Source organism: Burkholderia mayonis (genome assembly GCF_001523745.2).
Classification (GTDB): domain Bacteria; phylum Pseudomonadota; class Gammaproteobacteria; order Burkholderiales; family Burkholderiaceae; genus Burkholderia; species Burkholderia mayonis.
In genome coordinates, this window is sequence record NZ_CP013387.1 from 466,715 (window position 1) to 490,921 (window position 24,207).

General features: G+C 65.5%; 16 protein-coding genes and 4 pseudogenes. 12 read left to right on the forward strand and 8 right to left on the reverse strand.

The features are described 5' to 3' along the window. Positions 1–10: 10 nt before the first annotated feature. Positions 11–1,729, forward strand: coding sequence for a lactate permease LctP family transporter (locus tag WS70_RS20605; RefSeq protein ID WP_059596480.1), 1,719 nt, complete (start codon positions 11–13; stop codon positions 1,727–1,729). Between the two features lie 240 nt (positions 1,730–1,969). Beyond that, a complete protein-coding gene (locus WS70_RS20610; RefSeq protein WP_059596481.1) occupies positions 1,970–2,407 on the forward strand; it encodes a DoxX family protein in 438 nt (145 codons plus the stop codon). A 63-nt stretch (positions 2,408–2,470) separates the two neighbouring features. Here the strand turns inward: WS70_RS20610 and WS70_RS20615 are convergent, their stop codons facing one another. From WS70_RS20615 to WS70_RS20640, 6 genes are all read right to left on the reverse strand, one after another. Further along, on the reverse strand, positions 2,471–3,526 hold the full coding sequence (locus tag WS70_RS20615; RefSeq protein ID WP_059596482.1) for an ABC transporter ATP-binding protein: 1,056 nt from the start codon (positions 3,524–3,526) through the stop codon (positions 2,471–2,473). 22 nt (positions 3,527–3,548) lie between these two features. Next, positions 3,549–5,165, reverse strand: a complete 1,617-nt coding sequence (locus tag WS70_RS20620) for an ABC transporter permease (protein ID WP_059596483.1) — start codon at positions 5,163–5,165, stop codon at positions 3,549–3,551. A gap of 10 nt (positions 5,166–5,175) precedes the next feature. After that, the gene (locus WS70_RS20625; protein ID WP_059596484.1) at positions 5,176–6,222 is read right to left on the reverse strand and encodes an iron ABC transporter substrate-binding protein; all 1,047 of its coding nucleotides are present in this window, start codon (positions 6,220–6,222) and stop codon (positions 5,176–5,178) included. 47 nt (positions 6,223–6,269) lie between these two features. Beyond that, complete coding sequence (gene efeB / locus WS70_RS20630; protein ID WP_059472535.1) at positions 6,270–7,571, reverse strand: iron uptake transporter deferrochelatase/peroxidase subunit; 1,302 nt, start codon at positions 7,569–7,571, stop codon at positions 6,270–6,272. An 8-nt stretch (positions 7,572–7,579) separates the two neighbouring features. Beyond that, positions 7,580–8,725 (reverse strand): NHL repeat-containing protein, encoded by a 1,146-nt coding sequence (locus WS70_RS20635; RefSeq protein ID WP_059472536.1) that lies wholly within the window; start codon positions 8,723–8,725, stop codon positions 7,580–7,582. A gap of 79 nt (positions 8,726–8,804) precedes the next feature. Continuing rightward, positions 8,805–10,271 carry a carbohydrate porin gene (locus WS70_RS20640; protein ID WP_059472537.1) on the reverse strand — a complete coding sequence of 489 codons (1,467 nt, stop codon included), beginning with the start codon at positions 10,269–10,271 and terminating at the stop codon, positions 8,805–8,807. Between the two features lie 495 nt (positions 10,272–10,766). Between WS70_RS20640 and WS70_RS20645 the strand changes: the two are divergent. The 10 genes and pseudogenes from WS70_RS20645 to WS70_RS20695 all read left to right on the forward strand — a co-directional run. Then, positions 10,767–11,072: pseudogene (locus tag WS70_RS20645) on the forward strand (IS110 family transposase); the annotation flags it as partial. Between the two features lie 111 nt (positions 11,073–11,183). Further along, positions 11,184–12,779 carry a class I tRNA ligase family protein gene (locus WS70_RS20650; RefSeq protein ID WP_203236017.1) on the forward strand — a complete coding sequence of 532 codons (1,596 nt, stop codon included), beginning with the start codon at positions 11,184–11,186 and terminating at the stop codon, positions 12,777–12,779. A 102-nt stretch (positions 12,780–12,881) separates the two neighbouring features. Continuing rightward, positions 12,882–13,592: a dienelactone hydrolase family protein gene (locus WS70_RS20655; protein ID WP_059596486.1), complete on the forward strand. Its 711-nt coding sequence runs from the start codon at positions 12,882–12,884 to the stop codon at positions 13,590–13,592. 140 nt (positions 13,593–13,732) lie between these two features. Then, entirely contained in the window at positions 13,733–14,968 is a 1,236-nt protein-coding gene (locus WS70_RS20660) for an MFS transporter (protein ID WP_203236018.1), read from the forward strand. Between the two features lie 281 nt (positions 14,969–15,249). Then, a complete protein-coding gene (locus tag WS70_RS20665) occupies positions 15,250–15,888 on the forward strand; it encodes a class I SAM-dependent methyltransferase (protein ID WP_159082936.1) in 639 nt (212 codons plus the stop codon). A gap of 16 nt (positions 15,889–15,904) precedes the next feature. Then, on the forward strand, positions 15,905–17,167 hold the full coding sequence (locus WS70_RS20670; protein WP_059596488.1) for a preATP grasp domain-containing protein: 1,263 nt from the start codon (positions 15,905–15,907) through the stop codon (positions 17,165–17,167). Position 17,168: 1 nt separating this feature from the next. After that, positions 17,169–17,783 (forward strand): SET domain-containing protein-lysine N-methyltransferase, encoded by a 615-nt coding sequence (locus WS70_RS20675; RefSeq protein WP_059596489.1) that lies wholly within the window; start codon positions 17,169–17,171, stop codon positions 17,781–17,783. Between the two features lie 221 nt (positions 17,784–18,004). Then, a pseudogene (locus WS70_RS20680) lies at positions 18,005–18,253 on the forward strand (transposase); the annotation flags it as partial. A 79-nt stretch (positions 18,254–18,332) separates the two neighbouring features. Further along, positions 18,333–19,452, forward strand: a pseudogene (locus WS70_RS20690) (ISL3 family transposase); the annotation flags it as partial. A 295-nt stretch (positions 19,453–19,747) separates the two neighbouring features. Beyond that, a pseudogene (locus WS70_RS20695) lies at positions 19,748–20,590 on the forward strand (IS110 family RNA-guided transposase); the annotation flags it as partial. A 331-nt stretch (positions 20,591–20,921) separates the two neighbouring features. On the opposite strand, the gene WS70_RS20700 reads toward WS70_RS20695, so the two are convergent. Together WS70_RS20700 and WS70_RS20705 are read right to left on the reverse strand one after the other, a co-directional pair. After that, entirely contained in the window at positions 20,922–22,451 is a 1,530-nt protein-coding gene (locus WS70_RS20700; protein WP_059596491.1) for an MFS transporter, read from the reverse strand. Between the two features lie 305 nt (positions 22,452–22,756). Continuing rightward, entirely contained in the window at positions 22,757–24,049 is a 1,293-nt protein-coding gene (locus tag WS70_RS20705) for an MFS transporter (RefSeq protein WP_059596492.1), read from the reverse strand. Between the last annotated feature and the right edge of the window lie 158 nt (positions 24,050–24,207).

Below are 24,207 nucleotides of genomic sequence, written 5' to 3' on the forward strand. Positions count from 1 at the left end.
GGAGACATCCGTGCAGGTTTGGAACCAGGTCTATTTGCCGCTCGGCGGCGTCGGCTGGTCGGCGCTCGCAGCCGGCGCGCCGATCATTCTTTTCTTCGTGTCGCTCGCGGTGCTGCGGCTCAAGGGGCACGTCGCGGGCGCGCTGACGCTCGCGCTTTCGCTCGTCATCGCGATCGCCGTCTACGGGATGCCCGCCGAGCGCGCGTTCGCATCGGCCGCCTACGGCTTCGCGTACGGCCTGTGGCCGATCGCATGGATCATCGTCACCGCGGTGTTCCTCTACAAGATCGTCGTGAAGAGCGGCCAGTTCGATGTCATCCGCAGCTCGATCGTGTCGCTGACCGACGATCAGCGCTTGCAGATGCTGCTGATCGGCTTCTCGTTCGGCGCATTCCTCGAAGGCGCGGCGGGCTTCGGCGCGCCGGTCGCGATCACGGCGGCGCTGCTCGTCGGTCTCGGCTTCAATCCGCTCTACGCGGCCGGCCTCTGCCTGATCGCGGATACCGCGCCCGTCGCGTTCGGCGCGCTCGGGATTCCCGTGATCGTCGCGGGACAGGTATCGGGCCTCGATCCGATGGCGGTCGGCGCGATGGCGGGACGCCAGTTGCCGTTCCTGTCGTTCTTCCTGCCGTTCTGGCTCGTGTTCGTGATGGACGGCGTGAAGGGCGTGCGCGAAACGTGGCCCGCCGCGCTCGTCGCAGGCGGCAGCTTCTCGCTCGTGCAGTTCTTCACGTCGAACTATATCGGGCCCGAGCTGCCCGACGTGACGTCCGCGCTCGCGAGCCTCGTCGCGCTCGCGTCGTTCCTGAAGGTGTGGCAGCCGAAGCGCGCGCGCGAGGCCGCGGGCGCGAGCATGGTCGCCGCGGCGGGCGGCGGCGCGCTCGCGCTGGGCGGCATGCCGGGCGGCCTGGGTGGCGCGCGCGCGATGGGCGGCCGGCAGCCTTCGCCGTATTCGCTCGCGCAGATCGTGCGCGCGTGGTCGCCATTCGTCGTGCTGACCGTGATGGTGACGATCTGGAGCATGAAGCCGTTCAAGGCGCTGTTCGCGAAGGGCGGCGCGCTCGCGTTCACGACGCTGCCGTTCCACGTTCCGCATCTCGACAAGCTCACGCAGAAGATGGCGCCCGTCGTCGCGCATCCGACGCCCGTGCCCGCCGTGTTCAACTGGGATCTGCTCGCGGCGACGGGCACCGCGATCCTGCTGTCGGCGATCGTATCGATGGCGATCCTGAACGTTCCGGCGCGCGCCGGGCTGCGCACGTTCGTCGAGACGCTGAAGGACCTGAAGCGTCCGGTGCTGTCGATCGGCCTCGTGCTCGCGTTCGCGTTCGTCGAGAACTATTCGGGGATGTCGACGACGCTCGCGCTGCTGCTCGCGGGCACGGGCGCCGCGTTCCCGTTCTTCTCGCCGCTGCTCGGCTGGATCGGCGTGTTCCTGACGGGCTCCGACACATCGTCGAATGCGCTGTTCTGCTCGCTGCAGGCGACGACCGCGCAGCAGATCGGCGTGCCGAGCACGCTGCTCGTCGCGGCGAACACGACGGGCGGCGTCGCGGGCAAGATGATTTCGCCGCAGTCGATCGCGGTCGCTTGCGCGGCAGTCGGTCTCGTCGGACACGAGGCGGATCTGTTCCGCTTCACGCTCCGGCATAGCCTGTTCTTCGCGTTGATCGTCGGCGTGATGACTTGCGTGCAGGCGTATTGGCTGACGGGGATGGTCGTGCATTGAGCGCGTCGCCGCCGTTCGTGACAGCGTGGACTGGCTCGTTGCTGCCGACGCAAGCGTGATGCATGCGGGTCCGCGCGCCTGCGCTGCGGCCCTGTTTTGCGCCGTTTCGTACGGTCTTGCCGTGTAAAGATTTGCTACAACCTTTTACTTGGAACGACGGACGAGACCTCCTATTCTGGCGGATTTACGAGATAGCCGCGCCCGGCGCGGCTGCGTCGATTCATCACCAGGAGGTCACGCATGACGCGTTCCGTCGATTCCGGCGTCATTTTTTTCGCACGGCTCCTGCTTGCCGTGCTGTTCCTTTGGGGCGGCGCGATGAAGCTTCTGGGCTACGGCGAGTTCGTCGGCTATCTGAAGGGGCTCGGCGTGCCGTTCACGCAGGTCGCGGCGCCCGCGATCGTCGCGCTCGAAGCGCTGGGCGGCCTGCTGCTCGTCGTCGGGTACAAGGTGAAGCCGCTCGCGCTCGTGCTCGCGCTCTACACGCTGGCCGCCGCGCTCATCGGTCACAATTTCTGGGACGCGACCAATTCGGCTTTGCAGCGCGACATGGTCGTGCACTTCTGGAAGAACGTCGCGATCGCGGGCGGCTTCCTGCTGCTGTACGTGACGGGCGCGGGCAGCGTCAGCATCGACGGCGCGCGGCGGTCGTCGTCCTCGTACGGATCGCTGCGCTGAGCCGCGGATAGCGGCGGCCCGCGCGGCGCACCGGTCCTTTCCCTTGCCTGCCTTCGCGCGCCCTCAGCGCGGATACGCGATCACGCCGTCGTCTACCGAGAGCACGATCCGCTCGCCGAGCGCCGGGCACCGATAGCCCGGCACGCGCGCGCGGATCAGCGTATCGGGCGCGTCGACGAGCTGCGCGCGCAGATATGCATCCTGTCCGCCGAACGTCACGTCGCGCACGATCGCATCGTGCCAGCGCTCATGGTCGGCGCGCGGCGCGGATGCGCTTTGGACCCGGATCTGCTCGGGGCGCAGCAGCGCATCGACGGGGCCGTCGGGCAGCGGTGCGCGCAGCGGCAGGCGCCCGAGCACGCACACGACGAAGCCGCGTTCGACGACGCCTTCGAACAGCATCGCATCGCCGATGAACGACGCGAGCTCGCGCGTCGCCGGCTGACGATAGAGCGTTTCGGGCCGCGCCGTCTGCACGAGCCGACCCTGCCACATCACCGCGACCTCGTCGCCGAGCGACAGCGCTTCGGGCTGATCGTGCGTGACGAGCACGGCGGTCGCGCGGGCGGCGGCGAGCGCGTCGACGACGGCCGCGCGCGTTTCGAGCCGCAGAGACGTGTCGAGCGACGAGAACGGTTCGTCGAGCATCACGAGCGACGGCCCGGGTGCGAGCGCGCGGGCGAGCGCGACGCGCTGCTGCTGGCCGCCCGAGAGCTGCTGCGGCGCGCGGTGCGCGAACGCGCCGGGCAGGCCGACCATGTCGAGCAGTTCCGCGACGCGATGGTGCACGCGCCGCTGCGCGCGCGGCAGGCCGAACGCGATGTTGTCGGCGACCGTCAGATGCGGGAACAGCGCGCCTTCCTGCGGCACGTAGCCGATGCGCCGCGCTTCGGGCGGCAGATGGACGCCGGGCCCCGCGACGCGGCGTCCGTCGATGTCGACGGTGCCGTGCTCCGCGCGCTCGAAGCCGCACAGGATGCGCAACAGCGTCGTCTTGCCGCTGCCGGACGGGCCGAGCAGGGCGAGCAGCGCGCCGCGCCCGACGGTCAGGCTCACGTCGTGCAGCACGGCGTGGCCGTCGAACGATTTGTGCACGTGCTGGATGCGAAGTTCGCTCATGGGGACCGCAAAAGACAAGATGTCAGGCGCCGCCCGACGGAACCGCGCGGACCGCCGAGCGGCCGAGCAGCACGAACAGCAGTGCGGATGCGACGAGCGACAGCGCGACGAGCAGCGCCGCATAGGGCGCGGCGGCGGCGAACGCGAGCGTCGACGTATCGCTCCATACCTGCGTCGCGAGCGTGCGCGTGCCGATCGGCGACAGCAGCAGCGTCGCGTTCAGCTCGGTGACGACGGAAATGAACACCATCGTCGCCGCCGCGCCGAGGCCCGGGCCCGCGAGCGGCAGCAGCACGCGCCACATGGTTTGCATCCACGTGAGGCCGAGCGCGCGCGCGGTTTCCTCCAGGCGCACCTGCGCCTGCGCAACCGCCGCACGCATGCTGACGAGCGCGAGCGGCAGGAACAGGATCGCATACGCGACGATCAGCATCGGCGTGCTTTGATACAGCGGCTGCAACAGCCGCACAGTCAGCGACACGATCGCGAGCGCGACGACGATGCCGGGCATCCCCTGCGCTGTGAACACGAGGCGCTCGAGCGCGGTTGCGATGCGGCTCGGATAGCGCACCAGCAGGAAGGCGAGCGGCAGCGCGAGCGCGGCCGTGAGCGCGGCGGCGGCGATGCCGAAGCCGGCCGATGCGAGCGTCGCGTTCCACAGCAGCTCGGGCGACACGTCGGCGGGCGTGACGGCGGCGACGCCCTGCTGGGTGAGCCAGTAGCCGATCATCGTAAGCGGCACGCCGAGCGTCGCGGCGGCGAGCGCCGCGAGGCCCGCGACCGCCGCCCAGCGCCATGCGCCGAGCGCGTAGCGGTGAGCGGCGCGACGCGTGCCGCGATGCGTGAGGTCGTAGCGTGCGCGGCCGCGCACGCGGAATTCGAGCACGACGCACAAGAGGCACAGCGCGATCAGCAGGCAGCCGAGCAGCGAGGCGCCGCCGCCGTCGAACTCGATCCGGTATTCGGCGTAGATCTCGGTCGTGAAGGTGCGATAGCGCAGCAGCGTGAACGCGCCGAACTCGGACAGCACGCCGAGCGCGACGAGCAGCATGCCGCCCAGCAGCGCGGGCCGCAGTTGCGGCAGCACGACGCGCGCGAACACGTGCGCGGGGCGGCAGCCGAGCGTGCGCGCGCTTTCCTCGAGCGCCGGATCGAGCCCGCGCAGCGCGGCGGCGACGGGCAGATAGACGAGCGGGAAATACGACGACGCGAGCACGAGCAGCGCGCCGATAAAATCCTGCAGGTCGAGGCTGATCGATACCCACGCATAGCTGGTGATGAACGGCGGCACGGCGAGCGGCGCCGCGGCGAGCGCGGCCCACAGATGGCGTGCGGGCAGATCGGTGCGCTCGACGAGCCACGCGACAGCCGTGCCGAGCACCGCGCACACGAGCGTCGCGGCGAACGTGATCGCGAGCGTGTTGCCGAGCAGCTCGGCGACGATCGGGCGGAACAGCAGCTCGCTCGCGTCGCCGGCGCCGAGGCTTGCCGCGCGATACGCGGTAAACGCGATCGGCAGCAGCACGGCGAGCGGCCCGAGCGCCGCCGCCGCGGCGAGCCCGCGCGGCACGCGGCGCGGCACGCGGTCGGGAACGGACGGCGGCGCGGCGGGCGTCGCGCGGGCGACGGTGTCGGTCATGCGGGCGCGCTCACAGGAGGCCGGCGCGGCGCAGCAGCTTGCCGGCCTGGCTGTCGTCGCCGAGCTGCTTGAACGTGATCGCGGGCGGGCTCAACTGGTCGAACGGCTTGAGGATCGGATCGGGCGCGACGCCCGGGTGCAGCGGATACTCGAAGCTGACGCGCCCCTTCGCCATCAGGTTCTGCGCGCGCTCGCCGGCGAGATAGGCGACGAACTTCTGCGCGTCGGCGCCATGCTTCGACGCCTTCATCACAGCCGCGCCCGATACGTTGACGAGGCCGCCGACGTCGCCGTTCGCGAAATGGAACATCGCGCTGCGGATCGCCTTGTCGCCGAGCTCGGCGTGCAGGCGCGCCCAGTAGTAGTTGTTGACGATGCCCGTCGCGACGGCGCCGCGATTGACGGCGGCCGTCACGCCTTCTTCGTCGTCGAAGATCTGCGCGTTGGTCTTCAGACCCTTCAGCCACTGCAGCGTCGCCGCCTCGCCTTTCAGCGCGAGCACGCCGCTCACGAGCGGCAGGAAATCGGCGTCGCTCGGCGCGATGCCGACCTTGCCCTTCCATTCCGGCTTCGCGAGATCCAGGAGCGACGCCGGCAACTGCTGCGGCTGGATTTTCGTGACGTTGTAGATGAGCACGTTCTCGCGCGCGAGCACGCCGACCCAGTTGCCGTCCGGCGAGCTGAAGCGGTCGGGCACGGCTGCGAGCGTCGCCGCGTCGGTTTTCGCGAGCAGGCCCTTTTCGTCGAGCAGCACGAGCTCGGGCGAGTTCTCGGTGAAGTAGACGTCGGCGGGTGTCCTGTCGCCTTCGGCGACGAGCTGCGCGGCGAGCGCCGGGCCTTCGCCCGTGCGCACCTTCACGCCGATGCCCGTCTGCGCTTCGAAGTCCTTCACGAGCTGGTTGACCACTTGCTCGTGTTGCGCGCTGTAGAGCGTGAGCGTCGCGGCGGACGCGAGCGGCGAAGCCAGCGCGCCGGCGAGCGCTAGCGCGGCGGCGGCGGCGATGGCCGTCGTCGACGCATGGCGGCGCAGGCCGCGGAGGATGCATGCGTTGTTCATGTCGGTGTGTCTCTTTCGGTGATCCGGATTGGTCGGGACGTCGGCGTTCAGGCTTCGAACAGCGCGGCGCCGATGTACGAACCCGTTCGCGCACCCGGCGGGCACGCGAAGATCGCGCTGCCGACGTGCGTCGTGAACTGGTTCATGATGTCGAGCTTCGCGAGCTTTTCGTTGATCGGAATGAAGCCCGTGCGCGGGTCGCGCTGGTGCGCGACGAACATCAGCCCCGCGTCGTACTCGGTCTGCTGGCGCCACGGCGGCCAGCGCTCGATGTAGAAGTTCGTGCTGTCGTTGTACGAATACGCGCGGCGCAGGATCTGCGCGCCGTTGTTCGCTTGCGCGGACGCGAGCCGCGCGTGCGCGTTGTCCGGAATCACCGGATTGCCGTCGGCGTCGACTGCATCGAGATCGAGCGGATCGGATTCGTTGCGCTTGCCGAGCGGCGCGCCGCTGTACTTGTGGCGGCCGACCACCTGCTCCTGAAAGCCGAGTTCCGTGCCGTCCCAGTGCTCGAGCGTGATGCGGATGCGGCGCACGACCGTGTACGTGCCGTCCTTCATCCATGCCGGACCTTCGTCGCCCGCCCAGACAAATTGCTTCATCGCGGCCGGATCGTCGCGCGGCGGGTTCTGCGTGCCGTCCTTGAAGCCCATCAGGTTGCGCGGCGTTTCGCCGGGCTTGCCCGAGATGAAGCCCGTCTGGCCCCAGCGGATGCGCGCGGCGCTCGCGCCGAGGCGCGCGAGCTGTCGCACCGCGTGGAACGCGACTTGCGCGTCGTTCGCGCACGCCTGCACGAAGAGGTCGCCGCCCGTTTTCTCGGGCAGCAACTGGTCGCCGTTGAAGCGCGGCAGATCGACGAGCGCGGCCGGGCGGCGGCGCGCGAGGCCGTAGCGATCCTTGCCGTTCAGCACGAACATGCCCGGTCCGAAGCCGAACGTGATCGTGAGGCCCGCCGCGCCGAGGCCGAGCGCGTCGCCCGAATCGACGGGCGGCTTGTCGTCGCCGGGTCCCTCGGCGGCGAGCGGCTGGGCGGTTTCACCGCGGGCAAGGCGTGCAGCCGCTTCGGTCCACGACTTCAGGAGCGCGATCAGGTCGGCGCGCGTGGCGGCCGTCAGGTCGAACGCCGCGAAATACGCGTGACTCTGCTGCGGCGTCACGATGCCGCCCTGGTGCGGGCCGTAGAACGGTTCGACGGCATCGTGCGGCGCCGCGCCGGCGGGTGCAGCCTGCGCCGCGTTGGCGGCCGCGGGTACGGCGGCGGCCGCGAGGCCCGCCGCCATCGCTGCGCCGCCGGCCTTCAGAAAGCCGCGCCGCGCGGGGCGTGAAAGAGAATGGAGGTCGTCTGTCATCGGAGCGCTCACTTCGCCAGCATCAGGGTGTTCACGTCGTCCTCGACGTAATAGAAGCCGTCGCCTTCCGGCGTCATCGCGATGCCGAACAGGTCGCCGTTGCCGGGCGGCGATTGCGCCTTGTCGGTGTCGATCCAGCGCGCATAGAGCTGCTTGCCCGTCGCCGGATCGATCTCGACGACCTGCCCGTTGAGCGCGTTGGTGACGAGCAGATGGCCGTTCGGCGCGGTCGCGAGCGCGAGCGGGCGGCGCAGGAAGCCGTCCGCCGTCACCTGGCGGCCGACGCCCGCGCTCGTGTCGCGCGTGAGCGGATCGTCGATCTCGACGATCCGGTTGCCGATCGCGTCCGACACGTACAGCTTGCTGCGGTCGCCCGACAGCGCGAGGCCCGTCGGGCCGACCAGGAACACGCCCTTGTCGGCCTGCGCGCCGAGGCCGCTCGCGACGACCGTCTCTCGCTTCACGACGGGCGGCTTGCCGGCCGGAATCTCGAGATCGAGCCGCAGCACGGTGGCCTGCTTGAACACGGGCGGATTGCCGTTCGCGCCGCCGACGCCGAAGCCCGCGTTGCTGACGAAGAGCGTCGCGCGGTCGCCGTCGTCGACGACCGCCACGTTGCCCCACGGATCGTTGATGTTCGGGCTCGAGATCGTCGACGCGACCTTGCCTTCGCTGTCGAGCACGATCAGGCAGCCCGCGCCCTTCGTGTCGGTCGTGCCGTCGTTGCTCGGTGTGCTGCCGACGATCACCCAGCCGGATTTCAGCATCGTCATCGCGGTCGACAGGCCGACGCCGCCCGGGCACGTCTTCAGGTCGCGCGGGATCGCGGCGAACACGCTCATCTGTTTCGTCGACGGGCGATAGTCGACGATCGTGCTGCCGGTGCCTTGCAGGTTCGCCGCGTTGTTGAAGTTGTCGACGAGCACGTCGCCTTGCCGCACCGCACCCGCCGACACCGGCGCGACGGCGATCGCGTACGGGTTCTGGTCGCCGTTGTCGGGCACGGTGTTGACGAGCGTCGCGTGGCGATGCAGCGTTTCGAGAAAGCCCTGCGGCTCCGCGCGCGCGGCGGCGGCCGCAGCCAGCGCGGCCAGCGCGGCGGCGAATGCGCGCGCGGCGCGGCGCACGCGCGGCGAGGATGAGGACGATAGCATCGGTGAATCTCCTTGCAGGGGCGACGGCGTTGCGCGCCGTCGCATGAACTGACGAAAACCGTGCCGCTGGATGCGGCGCTCAGAACGTGATGTTCGTGCGCAGGCCGACGACGAACGTGTTGCGCAGCGGCTGCGTCGGATCGCTCGGGTTCTGGCCCGCGCCCGCGTTGAACGTGTACTGCGCGTCCGCCTGCAATTGCCACCATGGCGTGACCTGGTACTGGTAGGTCGCCTCGAGCGCCGTTTCGCTCGTGCGCACGCCGTACGGGCCGCCCGTGACGCTGGCGAAGTCCTCGTCGAGCGCGCTCGCGTGCGAGCCGACCTTGATGTACGTGACGGCGAGACCGACGCTGTCGTTGTCACGGCCTTCGAACGGCGCTTTCAGCACGACGCCTGCATTCGCGGCGACGCTCACGAGGTTGCGGTCGCCCGGCGCGGCCATCACGCGCGCGAACACGCCGAGGCTCTTCGCGCCCGTCGGGTCCGGCCGCCACACCATCTGGTCGGCGACCGCGTAGACGCTGTAGTCGCCGTGATGCGCGCTCGCGACGCCGCTCGACGCCGGGTTCGCCAGCGACAGACCGGTGTTGTCGATCTGCTGATCAGCGAAGCGGCCGTTGTGATACCAGACGCCGAGCTTGTACGTGCCGGGCAGCGCATTCGACGGCCCCGTGTCCATCTGGCCTTCGGCCGGCTGGTTGAGCGCGTATTGCAGCTCGCCTATGAAGAGCGTGCCGTTGTGCAGGTTGAAGTTGGTGCCGCTCAGGTTGTTCGGATGGTTGCCGAGCGGATCGCCGTCGAATACGCCCGCGAGCGCCGTCAGCGACGGCGTGATCTTGCCGCGCACGCGCACGCCGAGCGCGGCGAGCGGGTACGCCGGCCCGCCGTTCGGCAGGTCGTACGACGGCAGTGCGGGCCAGCCGAACATCGTGTTGACGAACGTTGCGGCGTACTGGCTGACCATGAATTCCTGATCGACGCTCTGCTGGCCGATCTTCACGTCGACGCGCTGACCGAGGAACGACTGCTGATACCACAGCTCCCAGAGGCGCGTCGTGTCCTGCGCCTCGATGCCGCTCGCGGTGTTCAGCGTGCCGAGGTTGTACTGGCTCAGGTTGCGGCCGTGGATCTGCAGCGCGCTCGCGTTGAACGTGCCGCCCGGCAGGCCGAACGCCTTTTGCGTGTCGACGGTGAGCGTCGCGGTCGTGAGGCCGTCGTACGTGCCGCCGCGCTTCAAGCCGCCGCGCAGGTTCGCGAGATATTCGCTCGTTTCGGCGAGGCCGAGCGTGACGCCGTATTTGCCGAGCCACGGACGCAGGCCGCCGATGTCGCCGAGCAGGTTTTGGCGCGTCCACACGCCTGTCCATTGCGTCGCGGGCTGCGCGTGGATCGAGAGGTCGGCTTCGGGGGCTTCGGGCAACGCGTCAGGCGACGCATCGGCGAAGGCGGCCGAGCTGAAGAGCCACGCGCAGGCGAATGCCGCGTGTCGGACGGCGCGGTGTTGAAGGTGGCGAACGGGTTGCCCGAGGCGCGGCGAGAATTGCATTGATGTCCCTTCCCTTTGTCGTGCGATCGTCATTGCGAGAGGCTTGTTGCGATCGTTCGTGAAAGCGCATAAATGGCGCGATGCGGGCGCATCGTAGGCACGCGGGAATCGGAAGTCAATATAAATGAGAATGATTCTTGTATAGATTACCGTTCGTAATGATGAGGGTTACGAACGACGTGCTGCGGTCTCTTGATAGAAGGGCGAATGCAATGTTCTTTGTAATGTAATTGTCGTGCCGATGTCGCGCGGCGAGCGTCGCGCCGGGGGGAACGCGCGGCGGGATCGAGGGTGTCGTGAGACGCCGTGCTTCGGCCTCGAGCGACGCGGCCGCGATCCGGCGGCGACGCGGTGACATCGAGCAAGTCAGTATGACTCCCGCTCGGTAGGGCTGGCCGCCGTGGGGAGGTCTGCGCGGGTTAGCATGGCTGCCAGAGCCGCATTGAGTGGGGGCGGAACCGCCACTCAACGGTGTATTCCGCCGCGGAGGCCAGCATGGAACACGATAGCACGCTGTATGTGGGCCTGGATGTCCACAAGGATTCGATCACAGTCGTCTATGCGGTCGGGATGAGCGACGTGGAATTATTCGGCAAGGTCGGCACGATGCAGATTGATCTCGACCGGTTGTGCAAGCGGCTGCAGCAGAAGGTGCGGCACATCTGCTTTGTCTATGAAGCGGGTCCGTGCGGGTACGGCCTGTACCGACGGCTGGTCGATAAAGGTTTTGACTGCATGGTCTGCGCACCATCGCTCATTCCACGCAAGCCGGGTGATCGTGTCAAGACAGACCGCCGCGACTGTCGCGAGCAAATGAATTGTCCGGGTCTGTAGCACGTAATCTGTCCGGTTTTTGGGTGCGGCATGAAGCCAGCCGTAAGCCGGGCACGCTGGTTACAGGAAACCCGGAAGATGAGATTCGAAGAGGTCTACACGGACTGGCAGGAGAAGCGCCTGACGCAAGCGGAGGCCGCGAGGCTGCTGGGGGTATGCGAGCGCACGTTTCGCCGCCAGATGGGACGCTACGAAGCCGATGGGCTCGATGGGCTGATCGACAAGCGGATCGAGCAGATTTCGCATCGGCGTGCGCCGGTTGATGAGGTGGTCAAGCTGGTGGAGCTGTACCGGCGTGACTACGCAGGCTGGAACGTGCGGCATTTCCATTGCTGGTATCGGCGCGAACATGCGGGTCAGCGCAGCTACACGTGGGTGAAGAACCAGTTGCAGCAGGCGGGTGAGGTCAAGCGCGCCAAGGCGCGCGGCAAGCACCGCAAGAAGCGTGAGCGCGCGCCGTTGCCGGGCATGCTGGTGCATCAGGATGCCAGTCGCCATGAGTGGGTGGCCGGGCACGACTGGGACCTTGTGGTGACGCTGGACGACGCGACAGGCGAGCACCTGTCGATGTTCGTCTGCGAAGAGGAAGGCACGGCTTCCAGCTTTCACGGCATGGGCCAGACGATTGCCTGCCACGGCTTGTTTTGCGCGCTCCCGCGGCTGCACGCGCTGGCGGAACAGATTCTCGCGAAGCAAGGTTTTCGCGTTCCCATCACGCACCCCCAGCCCTGGGGGGTGAGCCCGCTCGAGCCTGCGGGCCCCCGACAAGTCATCTGGGCATGGCCCGAAATGGCCTTCGGATTCCTGTTCGGCATCGAGGCGCTGGGGGCGCGCCTCCAGCGAGACTGGCGCGCCCACCAGCCGGACGACACTTGGAAAATCGTGCACTTCTTCGGCTACGACAACAGCTTCTATCACACCCTGCTGTATCCAGCGCTGTACCGGCTCGCCTTTCCGAATTGGTCGCCCGACATTGACTACCACGTCAACGAGTTCTATCTCCTCGAGGGCCTGAAATTCTCAACCAGTCGGCAGCACGCTGTTTGGGGCAAGGAGGTACTGAGTCCGGAAAGCGTCGATTGGGTGCGCTTTCATCTGAGTTTGACGCGCGGCGAAGTGCAGCGCGCGAACTTCGATCGCGCTGCCTTGCTCCAAACCAAGCGCGACATTCTGGCGGCCTGGGAGGGTTGGCTTGGGGAGCTCGGCGAGCGGGTCAGCCGTGAATTCGGCGGAACGGCCCCCGACGCTGGAGACTGGAGCACGGACCATCGGGCTTTCCTCGCCACGCTGGAGGGCCACCGGCGCGCAATCGAAGCCGAACTGTCGCCGGACAGGTTCTCTCTGAACAACGCAGCCAAGGCACTCGCCGCCTTAGTCGAGTCCGCCCGCCGTTTCTCGGCGGCGCAATGCCATCTCGGTGAATCGAGACTTTCGTCGGATCGAAACCGCACGACCGTGGCGCTGGAACTCGCAGCTGCTCTCCTCCTTGCCGATATGGCAGAGCCGCTGATGCCCAGGTTCGCCAAGCGGCTTCGCAATGCCCTCGGAGTCTCGGCCGAACGAACTTGGCCGCAAACGGTGGCGCTCCTCCGACCCGGAACGCAGGTGGGGCTTCGAGACATATGTTTCTTTGGCCCCGACACGCTGCCGTCCGGGCCACGCGTGTCAGCGTGAATGGACTATGAAAGCCATGAGAGCGTGGGTTAGAGCGGCCGTGATTCATGCGTCCGCTCCCATTGGCGGGCACGTATTTAATGAATGGACTGGAGCAGGTGAATGCTTGATCTCTATGATGCCTTCCTATTGACGGACGATGCAGACGACCTTGCGCGCGCCTGGGAGGGGGCGCTCGTTGCCCGGCCCGGCCGTATCGTCGGGCGGGCCGCGGACGACAAGCTCCCCGTGGTACTCCACATGCACGGCGCGTACGGGATCGGCGAATGCGAAGAGGTGATGGCGGCGATCAGCAATGAACTCGGTCTTGCATTTGTCGCGCCGGACAGCTTCGCTCGCAAATACAGAAGAAGCAATTGCATAGCTGGGACCATTGAATCGGGCACGTTTCCGCCAGCGGATATCTATCGGCGCGCGGAAATCCTCCACGCATTTTCTGAATTGAAAAAAACGCCTTGGGTCGATGCTAACAGAATCATTTTGTCCGGATATAGCGAGGGCGGCGAGGCCGTCGCAGTGTGGGGGCATCTGGTGCCGTGCTGCGCAGCCATCGTCACCGCATGGTCCTGCTGCGCGCCTGCCGAATGGAATTGGGCCGATGGGCTGCGCTTGCGCGCGGACCTCCCGGTCCTGCAAGTCATCGCGGACGGCGATCCATGGTTCGACAGGCCAGGCTGGCATCCGGCCTTGCTTGAGGCGAGAGAGTCGTTCGAGCAGGTGATTGTCGTAGGGAGCACGCTGCATGAAGTGTATCGCCTGGAGGCCGCGCAGCAAGCGTATCGCAGGTTCATGGGTAAATTGGGAAAGCCGTAAGATGGCGATGCGCCAACTGTGCCAGCCTCGATGAGCATTTCAGATTAGTTTATTGAGATTTTATGATCGATCTTGTCATCGTCATGCGCGACGCATCTCCAGTGCCGGGCGTATGTCGATGACCAAGCAACCAAACCAACATGAGAAAAGACAGTCAGTCCGCAGCTTCTCTGGAACAGCAGAATACCTACCGTGATCTGATGAGGATTCCCGGCCTGCCGATGCTCATTCTTGCGGCCACGCTGTCCCGTCTTGCCGGACGCATGTTCGTCCTTACCCTGGTCCTGTTTGCACTGGCGCGGTTTTCGTCGTCGGAGTTGGCCGGATGGTTGACGTTCGCCGCCATTGCCCCGGGTCTAATCGTGAGCCCCATCGCGGGCACGTTGCTCGATCGGGTGGGCCCCACGGTCGCCGTGCGAATCGACATGATCGCAAGTGCCGCATTCATTGCCGTTCTCAGTATCGTCGCATGGGCCGGGGTAGCGAGCGCACCCGTCCTTTTCATTCTGGTATTGCTTTTTTCCCTGACCGGCCCCTTGGGCGCGTCAGGTACGCGAACCCTACTGCCGCGTCTGGTGCCGCCTCACGTGCTCGATCGGGTCAACGCAGTGGACACCGCGGTCTATGCGATCGTCGATGTGGTCGGCCCGGCGCTGGCGGGCTTCGCCGTAAGCGTGTTCGGCCCCGAGGCGGCGATGTCGATCATCGCCGTTGGCTTTGCGGGTGCCGCGATCTGCCTGTTCAACGTCCGCCGGCTGCCGAGCCTTGCGCCGCCCCAGGCGTCCCTGTTTCGACAGACGTTCGAAGGTATCGTACTGGTCGTCCGGCAACCGACGCTGCGCGGCCTTGCCATTTCCTACTCGCTTTATCAGATTACTTGGGGGGTGCTGGTCGTCGTCGTGCCGGTGTTCGTGACCCGTCACTACTCGGCAGCCGATGGCAGTTCGCTGACCGGCTTGTTGTGGGCGGCGATGGGCGTGGCGGGTGGCGTTGGTGCGCTCGTGATCGGCCATCTTCGGACCACGGGACGGGAGCGCCATGTGATGGCAACAGGGATGGTGGTCACAGCCCTGGCGGCATGGCCGATCGCGGCAGAGTTCGGCATTGGCGGACTCGCGGTCGGACTGATGCTTGCTGGCGTGATGTCCGGTCCGATCGACGTCGCGCTGCTGACGCTGCGCCAGCGGCGCACCGATCCGAGCCAGCTCGGTCGAGTCATGTCGATTTCGATGAGCCTGAACATGGCCGGCTTTCCGTTGGGATCGGCCATCGCGGGAATGGTCGTCACTATGTCGCTGTCGACGGCCTTCGTTCTATCCGGAATCGCGTCGATTGCGGCGGCGATCGCGACCGTATCGATTCCGCGAGACAGGTAAGCCCGCTTTGCTGTATGTAGCATTGCAACCAGCCCGAATACTTTGCATTGGTTCTTCAAATTTGCCCGCCATGTAAATGGGGCATATATCGATATTTTTGATGCGTCAGATCAGATTTTGTATTGATTTTCATTGTCAACGACTGCAGGCTCAATAAATGAGGATGATTGCCATGCACAAGGAATTTGATGGGCAGAGAGTGCCATCTCACGTGTGGGACTGAAGCAGATTCATTTGATTTCATAAAGTACGGTCACTTGTTTGTTCCGCAAGATAAGACGGTGGAAACGATCATCAGATCAGTGCTGGACGATAATCGGACTCCCCGGAAGTTGATCGAACTTGGATGTGGGGCCGGGCGACTGTTGTTCGCGCTTCTTGAAGAATTTCCGGGCGTCGAACTGCATGCCGTGGATAAATCCGAGGCGATGCTGGATGTGGCGCGGGATCGCTGTCGCGCACATGGCGACAGGGTCCGATTCACCCGCGCCGATTTCGAGGACGCGTCAATTTTCGGCGAGATGGATCGCTATGACGGCGCTTTCTCCGTTCTCGCGATTCATCATTTGACAGATGACGAAAAGCGGTCGTTTTTCAAGAGAATTCATGATGCATTGAATCCTGGAGGCGTATTCGTGTACTGCGACATGTTCAAGCCGGACAGCCCGGCGGGCTGGAAAATCGCAGCGGAAGAATGGCGTAAGGAAGTGGCGGAGCAGGGACGGCGCTATGGTGCCCGCGAGGCGTTGGAAATGTTCGACTATTTGAACTGGAATTACTACGCCAATCCGGAAGGTGATCCCAGCGATCGTCCGAGTTCCCTGTTCGATGTTGTTCGGTGGCTGACCGAGGCGGGGTTTTCGAAATGCGACCTGCATTGGTTTGCGGCCGGTCATGGTCTGGTTTCTGCGCGGAAATAAATCGGAGGATCGAAAAATGCCGAAAATCATCTTTGCGAATTTCGTGAACAAGGTAATGACCGAGGTTCCCGGGCAAGCGCACGTACGCGCCTTGACGGCGCCTGCGTCGCGCAAGATCTGGTATGCCGAAGCCGGGGACATGATCGTTCTTCCCGCGCCACCCAATGATGAGTTCCTCGAATACGCGGCCGGGTTGATCGGTGTTAGACGCGATTCCGTGCAATTCGTCGTGCCCGACGGCGGACTGGACGAGTATCTGGCCGATCGGATCTTCCGGGATCGCGTGGCGCTAGCGGCACTCAAGGCATTCGTCGCCGCGCATCCGGGCATTCGCGCGGACGTGTTCGCGCAGGACGAACCCACCATCGATCTTTTCAGAACGCTGCAGGGAAAGATTGAAGAATACGGATCCATTCCCAACGCCGGAATTGCCGCGGTCGTATCTCGCGTCAATACGAAATCGGGTTTTAAGGATTTCGCGGCCGGCATCGGAATCCGGTATATCGAAGGGCGCCTAGCGTTCGGCATGCGCGAGGTCACGGAGGCCGTCACGGAGATGTTTCGCGATACCGGCCGCGTCGTTGTCAAGATCGATCGAGGATCGAATGGTTTTGGTCATTGGGTCGTCACGGATTCGGCGCGTATTCCGGAAGGCGCGCCTCATCTGCTGCAATTCTATGAACAGTCGGACCGTTACGTCGTGGAGCCGCAATTGAAATTCGTCGCGACGCCAAGCATCGAGTATTTCGTCGGAAGCGATGGGCCGCGATACACCAGAACCATCGATATGCGGTGCATTAACAACGCGTGGCGAGGGCAAACGTCGCCACAGAAGCTATCGCCGGTAGTGCGGGATCAGCTTGAAAAATGGGGAGAGGCGGCGGCCGACTATCTCTTTCGCAAGGGGTACCGCGGGCCATTCGACATCGACTGCGGGCTGACCGAGGATGGGATGCTCTACGCAACGGAGATAAATTGCCGCCACACCGGCACCACCAACATCGCCTATCTGCTGAACCGGCTTACCGGCCGCGATAGCGACGATCTGTTCTGGCTTTCCGACAACCCCGTCATCGAAAGTCCGCTGACGTTCGCCGATGCACTCGGGCTCGTCAAGGACCACGGGTTGGCATGGTCGGCGTCGAAGCAGGCGGGCGTGATCTTCACGGCGAACACCGTGTCGTTCGACAAGAAGTGGCGCTACCTCGTGGTGGGCCATGATTTCGAGGATATGCTCGCGCGCGAACGTTCCTTGCTCGACATCCTCGGAGGAGCTTGACATGCTGCATCCAGGCGTTGTGCCGCAATTTTCCGATCGGTACCAAGGGCTCGGGCTCTTCGCGCGCAGTCGTATTCCCGAGGGGACGATCGTATGGCACCCGTCCCTCGACTCGATGTGCATCTCGCCCGAACAGGCAGGGAAGCTCCGGAAGATGACGTACGAATGGCTCGAAGAGCTTGGTTACAGATTGAAAAACAACGATCTAATCCTTCCCGCCGGCTGGTCTTGCTTGTTCAATCATTCTTGTGCGCCGAACGTCGTGGACTATGGTGTTGATTTCGGGATCGCTGCACGCGATATCGACAAAGGCGAGGAGTTGCTCATTGCCTACAGCACCTTCGTCTGCAATATCTTCCGGATGGAGTGCAAATGCGGTGCCGCCAATTGCAGGCACGTCATTTCCAGTACCGAGGAGGGGCGTCGGCACCGGCCGCTGCGTTATGAGCGGCTGGATCTGGTACGTGACGTATTCCAGCCGCTCCACGGTTCGCTTGCTGCAAGCAGTCGAAGCTATGCGCAGTTGCTCGACGGCAGGAGAGGCGCAGAAGTCGACGTCTTTTCCGTGTGTGACGTTCCTCGTAGATTGGCGGCAAACACGAACGCCACGCAGTAGCGCGGATCGTCGTGAGAGATCGGTGGCGCGATCGATGAGGCGAGGTAGGGACTCGATTGCGTCTCCAATGAATCCTCTGACGCCGTCATCGCGTGGGGGCGCCTATGTCTATCGTCAAGCGGTAGGGGCCGACTTGTGATGGTAAATTGGTGCAGTCGTGGACCGGCCAGCCTTTCGTAGACATCTTCGAGCCATAATTTACGGCAACCGAGGAGGTCAGCATGAGCGGCAAGCGGTACACGGATGAGTTCAAGATCGAGGCAGTCAAGCAGGTGACCGAACGGGGTCATTCGGTGGCGGATGTGGCGCAGCGGCTGGGCATCACGACCCACAGCCTTTACGCCTGGAAACTGAAGTTCGGCAGGCCCGACGTCGTGCGGCAGGCGGAGCTGGATCAGAGCGCCGAGGTTCGGCGACTGAAGGCCGAGCTCAAGCGCATGACCGAGGAGCGTGACATTCTAAAAAAAGGTTCATCGCAGGAAACCGTGGAGCCTTGGAGAACGATTGCGTAACCTGACGCCATGATTTTATGGATGTCAGGAGGCAGAATTGCTCGATCGCAAGGCACTTCAGGCACTGGGTTGCTGGACAGGCTATCGGCTGGAACGGGTGGAGTGGCCGCAGGGCGATAGCTGCACGCTGTCGCTCTACCTGAAGCCGGTCAGTAAGATCATGTACTGCGAGCAATGCGGTGCGCGTTGCCAGCAGATTCATGAAACGACCGTACGGCGGGTACGTGATCTGCCGTTGTTCGAGTACCGGGTGGTGCTGTACGTGCCTCGACGCCGAGTCTGGTGCGAACGCTGCGGCGGAGCGCGGCTGGAGAAACTGGACTGGCTGGGCCGCTACCAGCGGGTGACGGAGCGGTTTGCCAAGGCCTGCGAGAAGTTGCTGCAGGCCGCCAGCGTACAGGCCGTGGCGGCCTTCTACGATCTGGACTGGCACACGGTCAAATCGATCGACAAGATGCGCTTGCGCGCGCGTGGCCGAACCGGACTGGTCGACGATCCGTTATCTGGCGATGGACGAGTTCGCGCTCCATAAAGGCCATCGCTACGCCACGGTGGTGGTTGATCCGATCGGCCGGCAGGTCCTCTGGGTTGGGCCCGGACGGTCACGCGAGACGGCGCGAGCTTTCTTCGAACAACTCCCCGAAGGCGTGGCCGAGCGCATCGAAGCGGTCGCAATCGACATGACCACGGCCTATGAGCTGGAGATCAAGGAACAGTGCCCACAGGCGGAAATCGTCTTTGACCTGTACCACGTCGTGGCCAAGTACGGTCGCGAGGTGATCGATCGGGTACGGGTGGATCAGGCCAACCAACTGCGACATGACAAGCCGGCCCGCAAGGTCCTGAAGTCCAGTCGCTGGTTGCTGCTGCGCAACCGTCATAACCTGAAGCCAGAACAGGCCGTGCATCTGAAGGAACTGCTGGCCGCCAATCAGTCGCTGTTATGCGTCTATGTGCTGCGCGACGAGCTCAAACGGCTCTGGTTCTACCGCAAGCCGGCCTGGGCGGAAAAGGCTTGGGGGCAATGGTTCGAACAGGCTCAGCAAAGCGGGATCGCCGCCTTGCAAAAGTTCGCCCAGCGCTTGCAGGGTTACTGGCACGGAATCGTGGCCCGCTGCCGCCATCCGCTCAATACCAGCGTCGTCGAAGGCATCAACGTAAGCGCCTTACGAGGGCCGTTCCCTATCTCGGGCGAGCTTGACGCATGATGCAAGCAAGCCGCGGACATTGAGATTGGAGTGCGCGTTGATTCAGACTGCCGAGGATACGTCGAGATGCCGAACGAATCGTCCAAGGCACGCCAAACCCACCGCGCGTACCCACTTGTCACGGATCGGCGTAATCGAGCCGGGGATGATCGGCATAATGAGGCCAGTTGGAATGGCCCCGAAACGCGATTTCGAAGGGTTTCAAGGATGCGGTTTTTTGCCTGATTCTGCAATGGCAATTTCGCAGACAGACCGCCGCGACGCGATCAAGCTGGTGCGCTCGCTGCGTGCCGGCGATCTGTCAGCCGTGCATGTGCCGACGGTTGAAGATGAAGCGTTCCGCGACCTGGCCCGCGCCTGGTCGGCTGCCAGGGAAGACCTGAAGGCAGCACGCTGCAGGCTCAAATCTTTCCTGCTGGCCCACGGCATCCACTATCTCGGCCGTCCCAACTGGGGGCCGACACACAGGCGCTGGTTAAGTACGTTCTCGTTCGACAGCGCCTGGCAGCAATTGGCGTTCGACGAACATCGGCGCTCGATTGAGGACCGGCTCGCGCAATGCGAGCGGCTGGAACTGGCTTTGCGCGAAGCCGTCATTAGTTGGCGGTTCTATCCAGTCGTACTGGCTTTGCAAGCGATGCGCGGAATCAACTTCACGTCGGCAATCGGCCTGGTATCCGAACTGGGTGACCTCACGCGTTTCGAACATCCGCGCCAACTGATGGCTTGGATTGGCGTGACGCCTTCGGAGCATTCCTCGGGCGGGAAACGACGCCAAGGTCGCATTACCAAGACCGGCAACAGCTACGCACGTAAGCTGCTGGTTGAATCCGCCTGGAGCTATCGTCATCCGGCACGCGTGAGCATCGATATTCAGCGCCGGCATGAAGGTCTACCCAAACCGATCATCGATCGCGCCTGGGACGCGCAGCTGAGGCTTTGCCGGCGATATCGTAAGCTCGTCGCCAGAGGGAAGACCGCACACGTTGCCATCATCGCGGTCGCACGCGAGCTGGCCGCCTTCATCTGGGACGTTGGTCGACTGGGGATGACTCTGGCTGCACCGCAAAGCGACCAAGCCGCATGAATGGAGGACGTAGCCGACGAAAATCCAACCACCACCGGAAGTTTCCTGAAGGCGGCGCAGCCCGGTATTCGAGTAGCCCGCGACCGCGTTTGGCAACGACATCAGTCGACTTGCGTAGTAAGGAAGCGGCAGGCTCATGAGACGGACCTCTGTAATGCGGTAACCAACCCGCGAATATCAGCTTGATCCACCGTCGAGATTTACTGCTGCGCCGCCCTCAGGAAATTTGCTCTAACCACGGAGTAGATCTTGAAAACCGATCCAGATTGACATCGGGAGTCATATCAGCGCGGCGGAACCGACCCGGCCGGCCTTGGATGGTGCGGCCGCGTCAGCGCGCGTCCGCGCTTGCGGGATTCGCGTGCTCCGTGCGCGCGGCGGACGAGGCGGGATGCGGCGCGCCGCGCGCGGCGGTTGCGATCGCCGCCGCGGCGACGAAGAGCGCCGCCGACACGAGCGCCGACGCGTGCAAGCCCGAAACGATCTGCGCCGGCAGCGCGCCGCTCGCGAGCGCACCGAATCCGGCAACGCCGATCGCGCCGCCCGCCTGCCGCGCGGTGTTGAGCACGGCCGACGCAGTCGCGGCGCGCGCACGCTCGACCGATGCGAGCACGGTCGTCGTCATCGCGGGCACGGCGAGCCCCATGCCGCCCGGAATCAGCAGGAACGGCACGGCGAGCGCGGCGATCGGCGTATCGGCGCGCGTCGCGCTCAGCAGCGCGAACCCGGTCGCGCCGATCAGCGCGCCGACGATCATCGGCCGGCGCGCGCCGTAACGCGCGGTGGCCCAGCCGCTCGCGACGTTCGACAGCAGGAAGCCGCCCGTCAGCGGCAGGAACGCGAGCCCCGCCTCGAGCGGTGTGTCGTGCCGCACGCGCTGCAAATACAGGCTCAGCACGAAGATGACGCCGTAGTACGACAGATTCATGCAGACGCCGAACAGCACGGCGACGCTGAACGAGCGCTGCCTGAACAGCGCGAGCGGCATCATCGGATGTGCGCTGCGCGATTCGACGAACACGAACGCGGCGGCGGCCGCGAGCGCGACGGCGACGAGCGTCGGATGCCAGTCGATCACCGCACCGGTGAAGAGTGTCAGCGCGACGACGGCGAGGGATTGGCCGGGGAGGTCGATGCCGCGCGGACGGATGCCGGCGGCGGCGCGGACGGCGGCGTTCGGACGGGACGCATTCGGGTTCGCGGTCGGATTGGCGAAGCGCGATGCGGCGGCGGCGCGCTTGCCGGAAGCGAAAGCCGCCGCGCTCGTTTCATCCTTGTCGATCCACAGCAACGTTGCAACGAGCCCCGCGGCGCACAGCGGCAGATTGACGAAGAAGATGCTGCGCCAGCCGAATTGCGCGATCAGCACGCCGCCGATCACCGGGCCGGCGGCGATCGAGATCGCGCCCGACGCGGTCCACCAGCCGACCGCGCGCGCCCGTAGGCGCGGATCGTGCGCGCATGCGTGATTGAGGAGCGCGAGCGAGTTCGGCAGCATCGCGGCGGCCGCGAGTCCTTGCAGTGCGCGTGCGGCGATCAGCGTCGTCGCGTTCGCGGCGATGCCGCAGAAGAACGACGCGAACGCGAACAGCGCGAGCCCGGCTGCGAACAGCCGGCGTGCGCCGAAGCGGTCGCCGAGCGCGCCGGCCGACAGCATCAGTCCGGCGACCGCGAGCGTGTACGCGTCGACGATCCATTGCAGGCCCGCGACGCCCGTGCGCAGATCGAGGCCGATGCGCGCGAGCGCGACGTTGACGATCGTGACGTCGAGCTGCGTGATGACGAAGCCGGCGCTCACGGTCGAGACGATGCGCACGAGCGCGGCGCGGGAGAGAGCGGGGTGGGGCGTGTGCGTGTCCATGCGCGCATCGTAGTGCCGCGCGGCGCGGCGACGTTGCGGGCTCTTCTGAAATGTCGGATGCGGCGCGGATGGGGCGGCGGCCACGTCCGGTCAGTGTTCGCGGCGGCGTAAGATGTGGCGGCAAGCGGCAAGCGGCAAGCGGCAAGCGGCGGGAGGCGAGATGTGACAGGTGGCGTGCGTCGTCACCACCGCCGCCGCCGACGCGGAGCATGCCGGTAATATCCGCGCGCCTCGCTTGCCCAATTGCGTGAGTGCGCCGACATCGACATGTGCGGGCGGCGCGTCGCCGCCCGCACGAACATCGATTATTCAGCGTCCTTCGCGAACATCGCCGCGACCGCGCCGAGCACGCAAATCGCCGCGACGTACAGCGCGGGCGCGAGCGGATTCGACTTCATCATCAGCGACACGATCACCGGCGTGAGCCCGCCGAACACCGCATATGCGACGTTGTACGAGAACGAGATGCCCGAGAAGCGCACGACGGCCGGAAAGCTCTTGACCAGCACGAACGGCACCGCGCCGATCGTGCCGACGACGAAGCCCGCGAGCGCGTAGAGCGGCACGAGGCGCGTCGCGTCGGCCGCGAGCTGCGTGAACATCGCGTAGTAGCACGCGGCGAGCACGATGCCGCCGATCGACAGCACCGCCTTCGCGCCGAAGCGGTCCGCGAGCGAGCCGGCGGTGATGCAGCCGGCCGTCAGGCACAGCGTCGCGATGCTGTTCGCGAACAGCGCGGTCGCGGGCGCGATGTGGAATTGCTTTTGCAGCAGCGTCGGCGTCATCAGGATCACGACGACGATCGCCGCCGACAGCATCCACGTGAGCAGCATCGACACGATCACCGCGCGGCCGTGGTCCCGGATCACCGCCTTCAGCGGGATCTCGGCCGCGAGCGTCTTGCGCGCCTTCATCTCGGCGAACACGGGCGTCTCGTGCAGCCAGCGGCGCAGATAGACGGAGAAGAGACCGAACACGCCGCCGAGCAGGAACGGAATGCGCCACGCGAACGCGCCGACTTCGGCGGCCGAGAAGCGGCTGTTGACGGCCGTCGCGACGAGCGAGCCGAGCAGAATGCCCGCCGTCAGGCCCGAAGTCAGCGTGCCGCACGCGTAGCCGATGCGCTGCGACGGCACGTGCTCGGACACGAACACCCACGCGCCCGGCACTTCGCCGCCGACCGCCGCGCCTTGCAGCACGCGAAACAGCAGGAGCGCGATCGGCGCGAGCAGGCCGACGCTGTCGTAGGTCGGCAGCAGGCCCATCAGGAGCGTCGGCACCGACATCAGCAGCACACTCAGCGTGAACATCCGCTTGCGGCCGACGAGGTCGCCGAAGTGCGCCATCACGATGCCGCCGAGCGGCCGCGCGAGATAGCCGGCTGCGAAGATGCCGAACGTCTGCAACTGGCGCAGCCAGTCGGGAATGTCGTGTGGGAAAAACAACTGGCCGATCGCGGGCGCGAAGAACACGAAGATGATGAAGTCGTAGAACTCCAGCGCGCCGCCCAACGCGGCGAGGCTCAGGGTCTTGTAGTCGCGGCCCGTGAGGGCGCGTGGCGCGGCGCTCGAAGCGGCGCTCAATTCGGATGCGGGCATGGTCAGGGCGATCTGGGTTCGAATGGTTGTGTACCGCGCGGATCGGGGCCGGGCGGCGGGCCTCGTCGTCGGACAGACGGTGCAACGCGCGGGATGGAGCACGGGACACGCACCGCGCGGCGGCCGGATACGGGCCGCGCGGAGACGAACGTGACGCA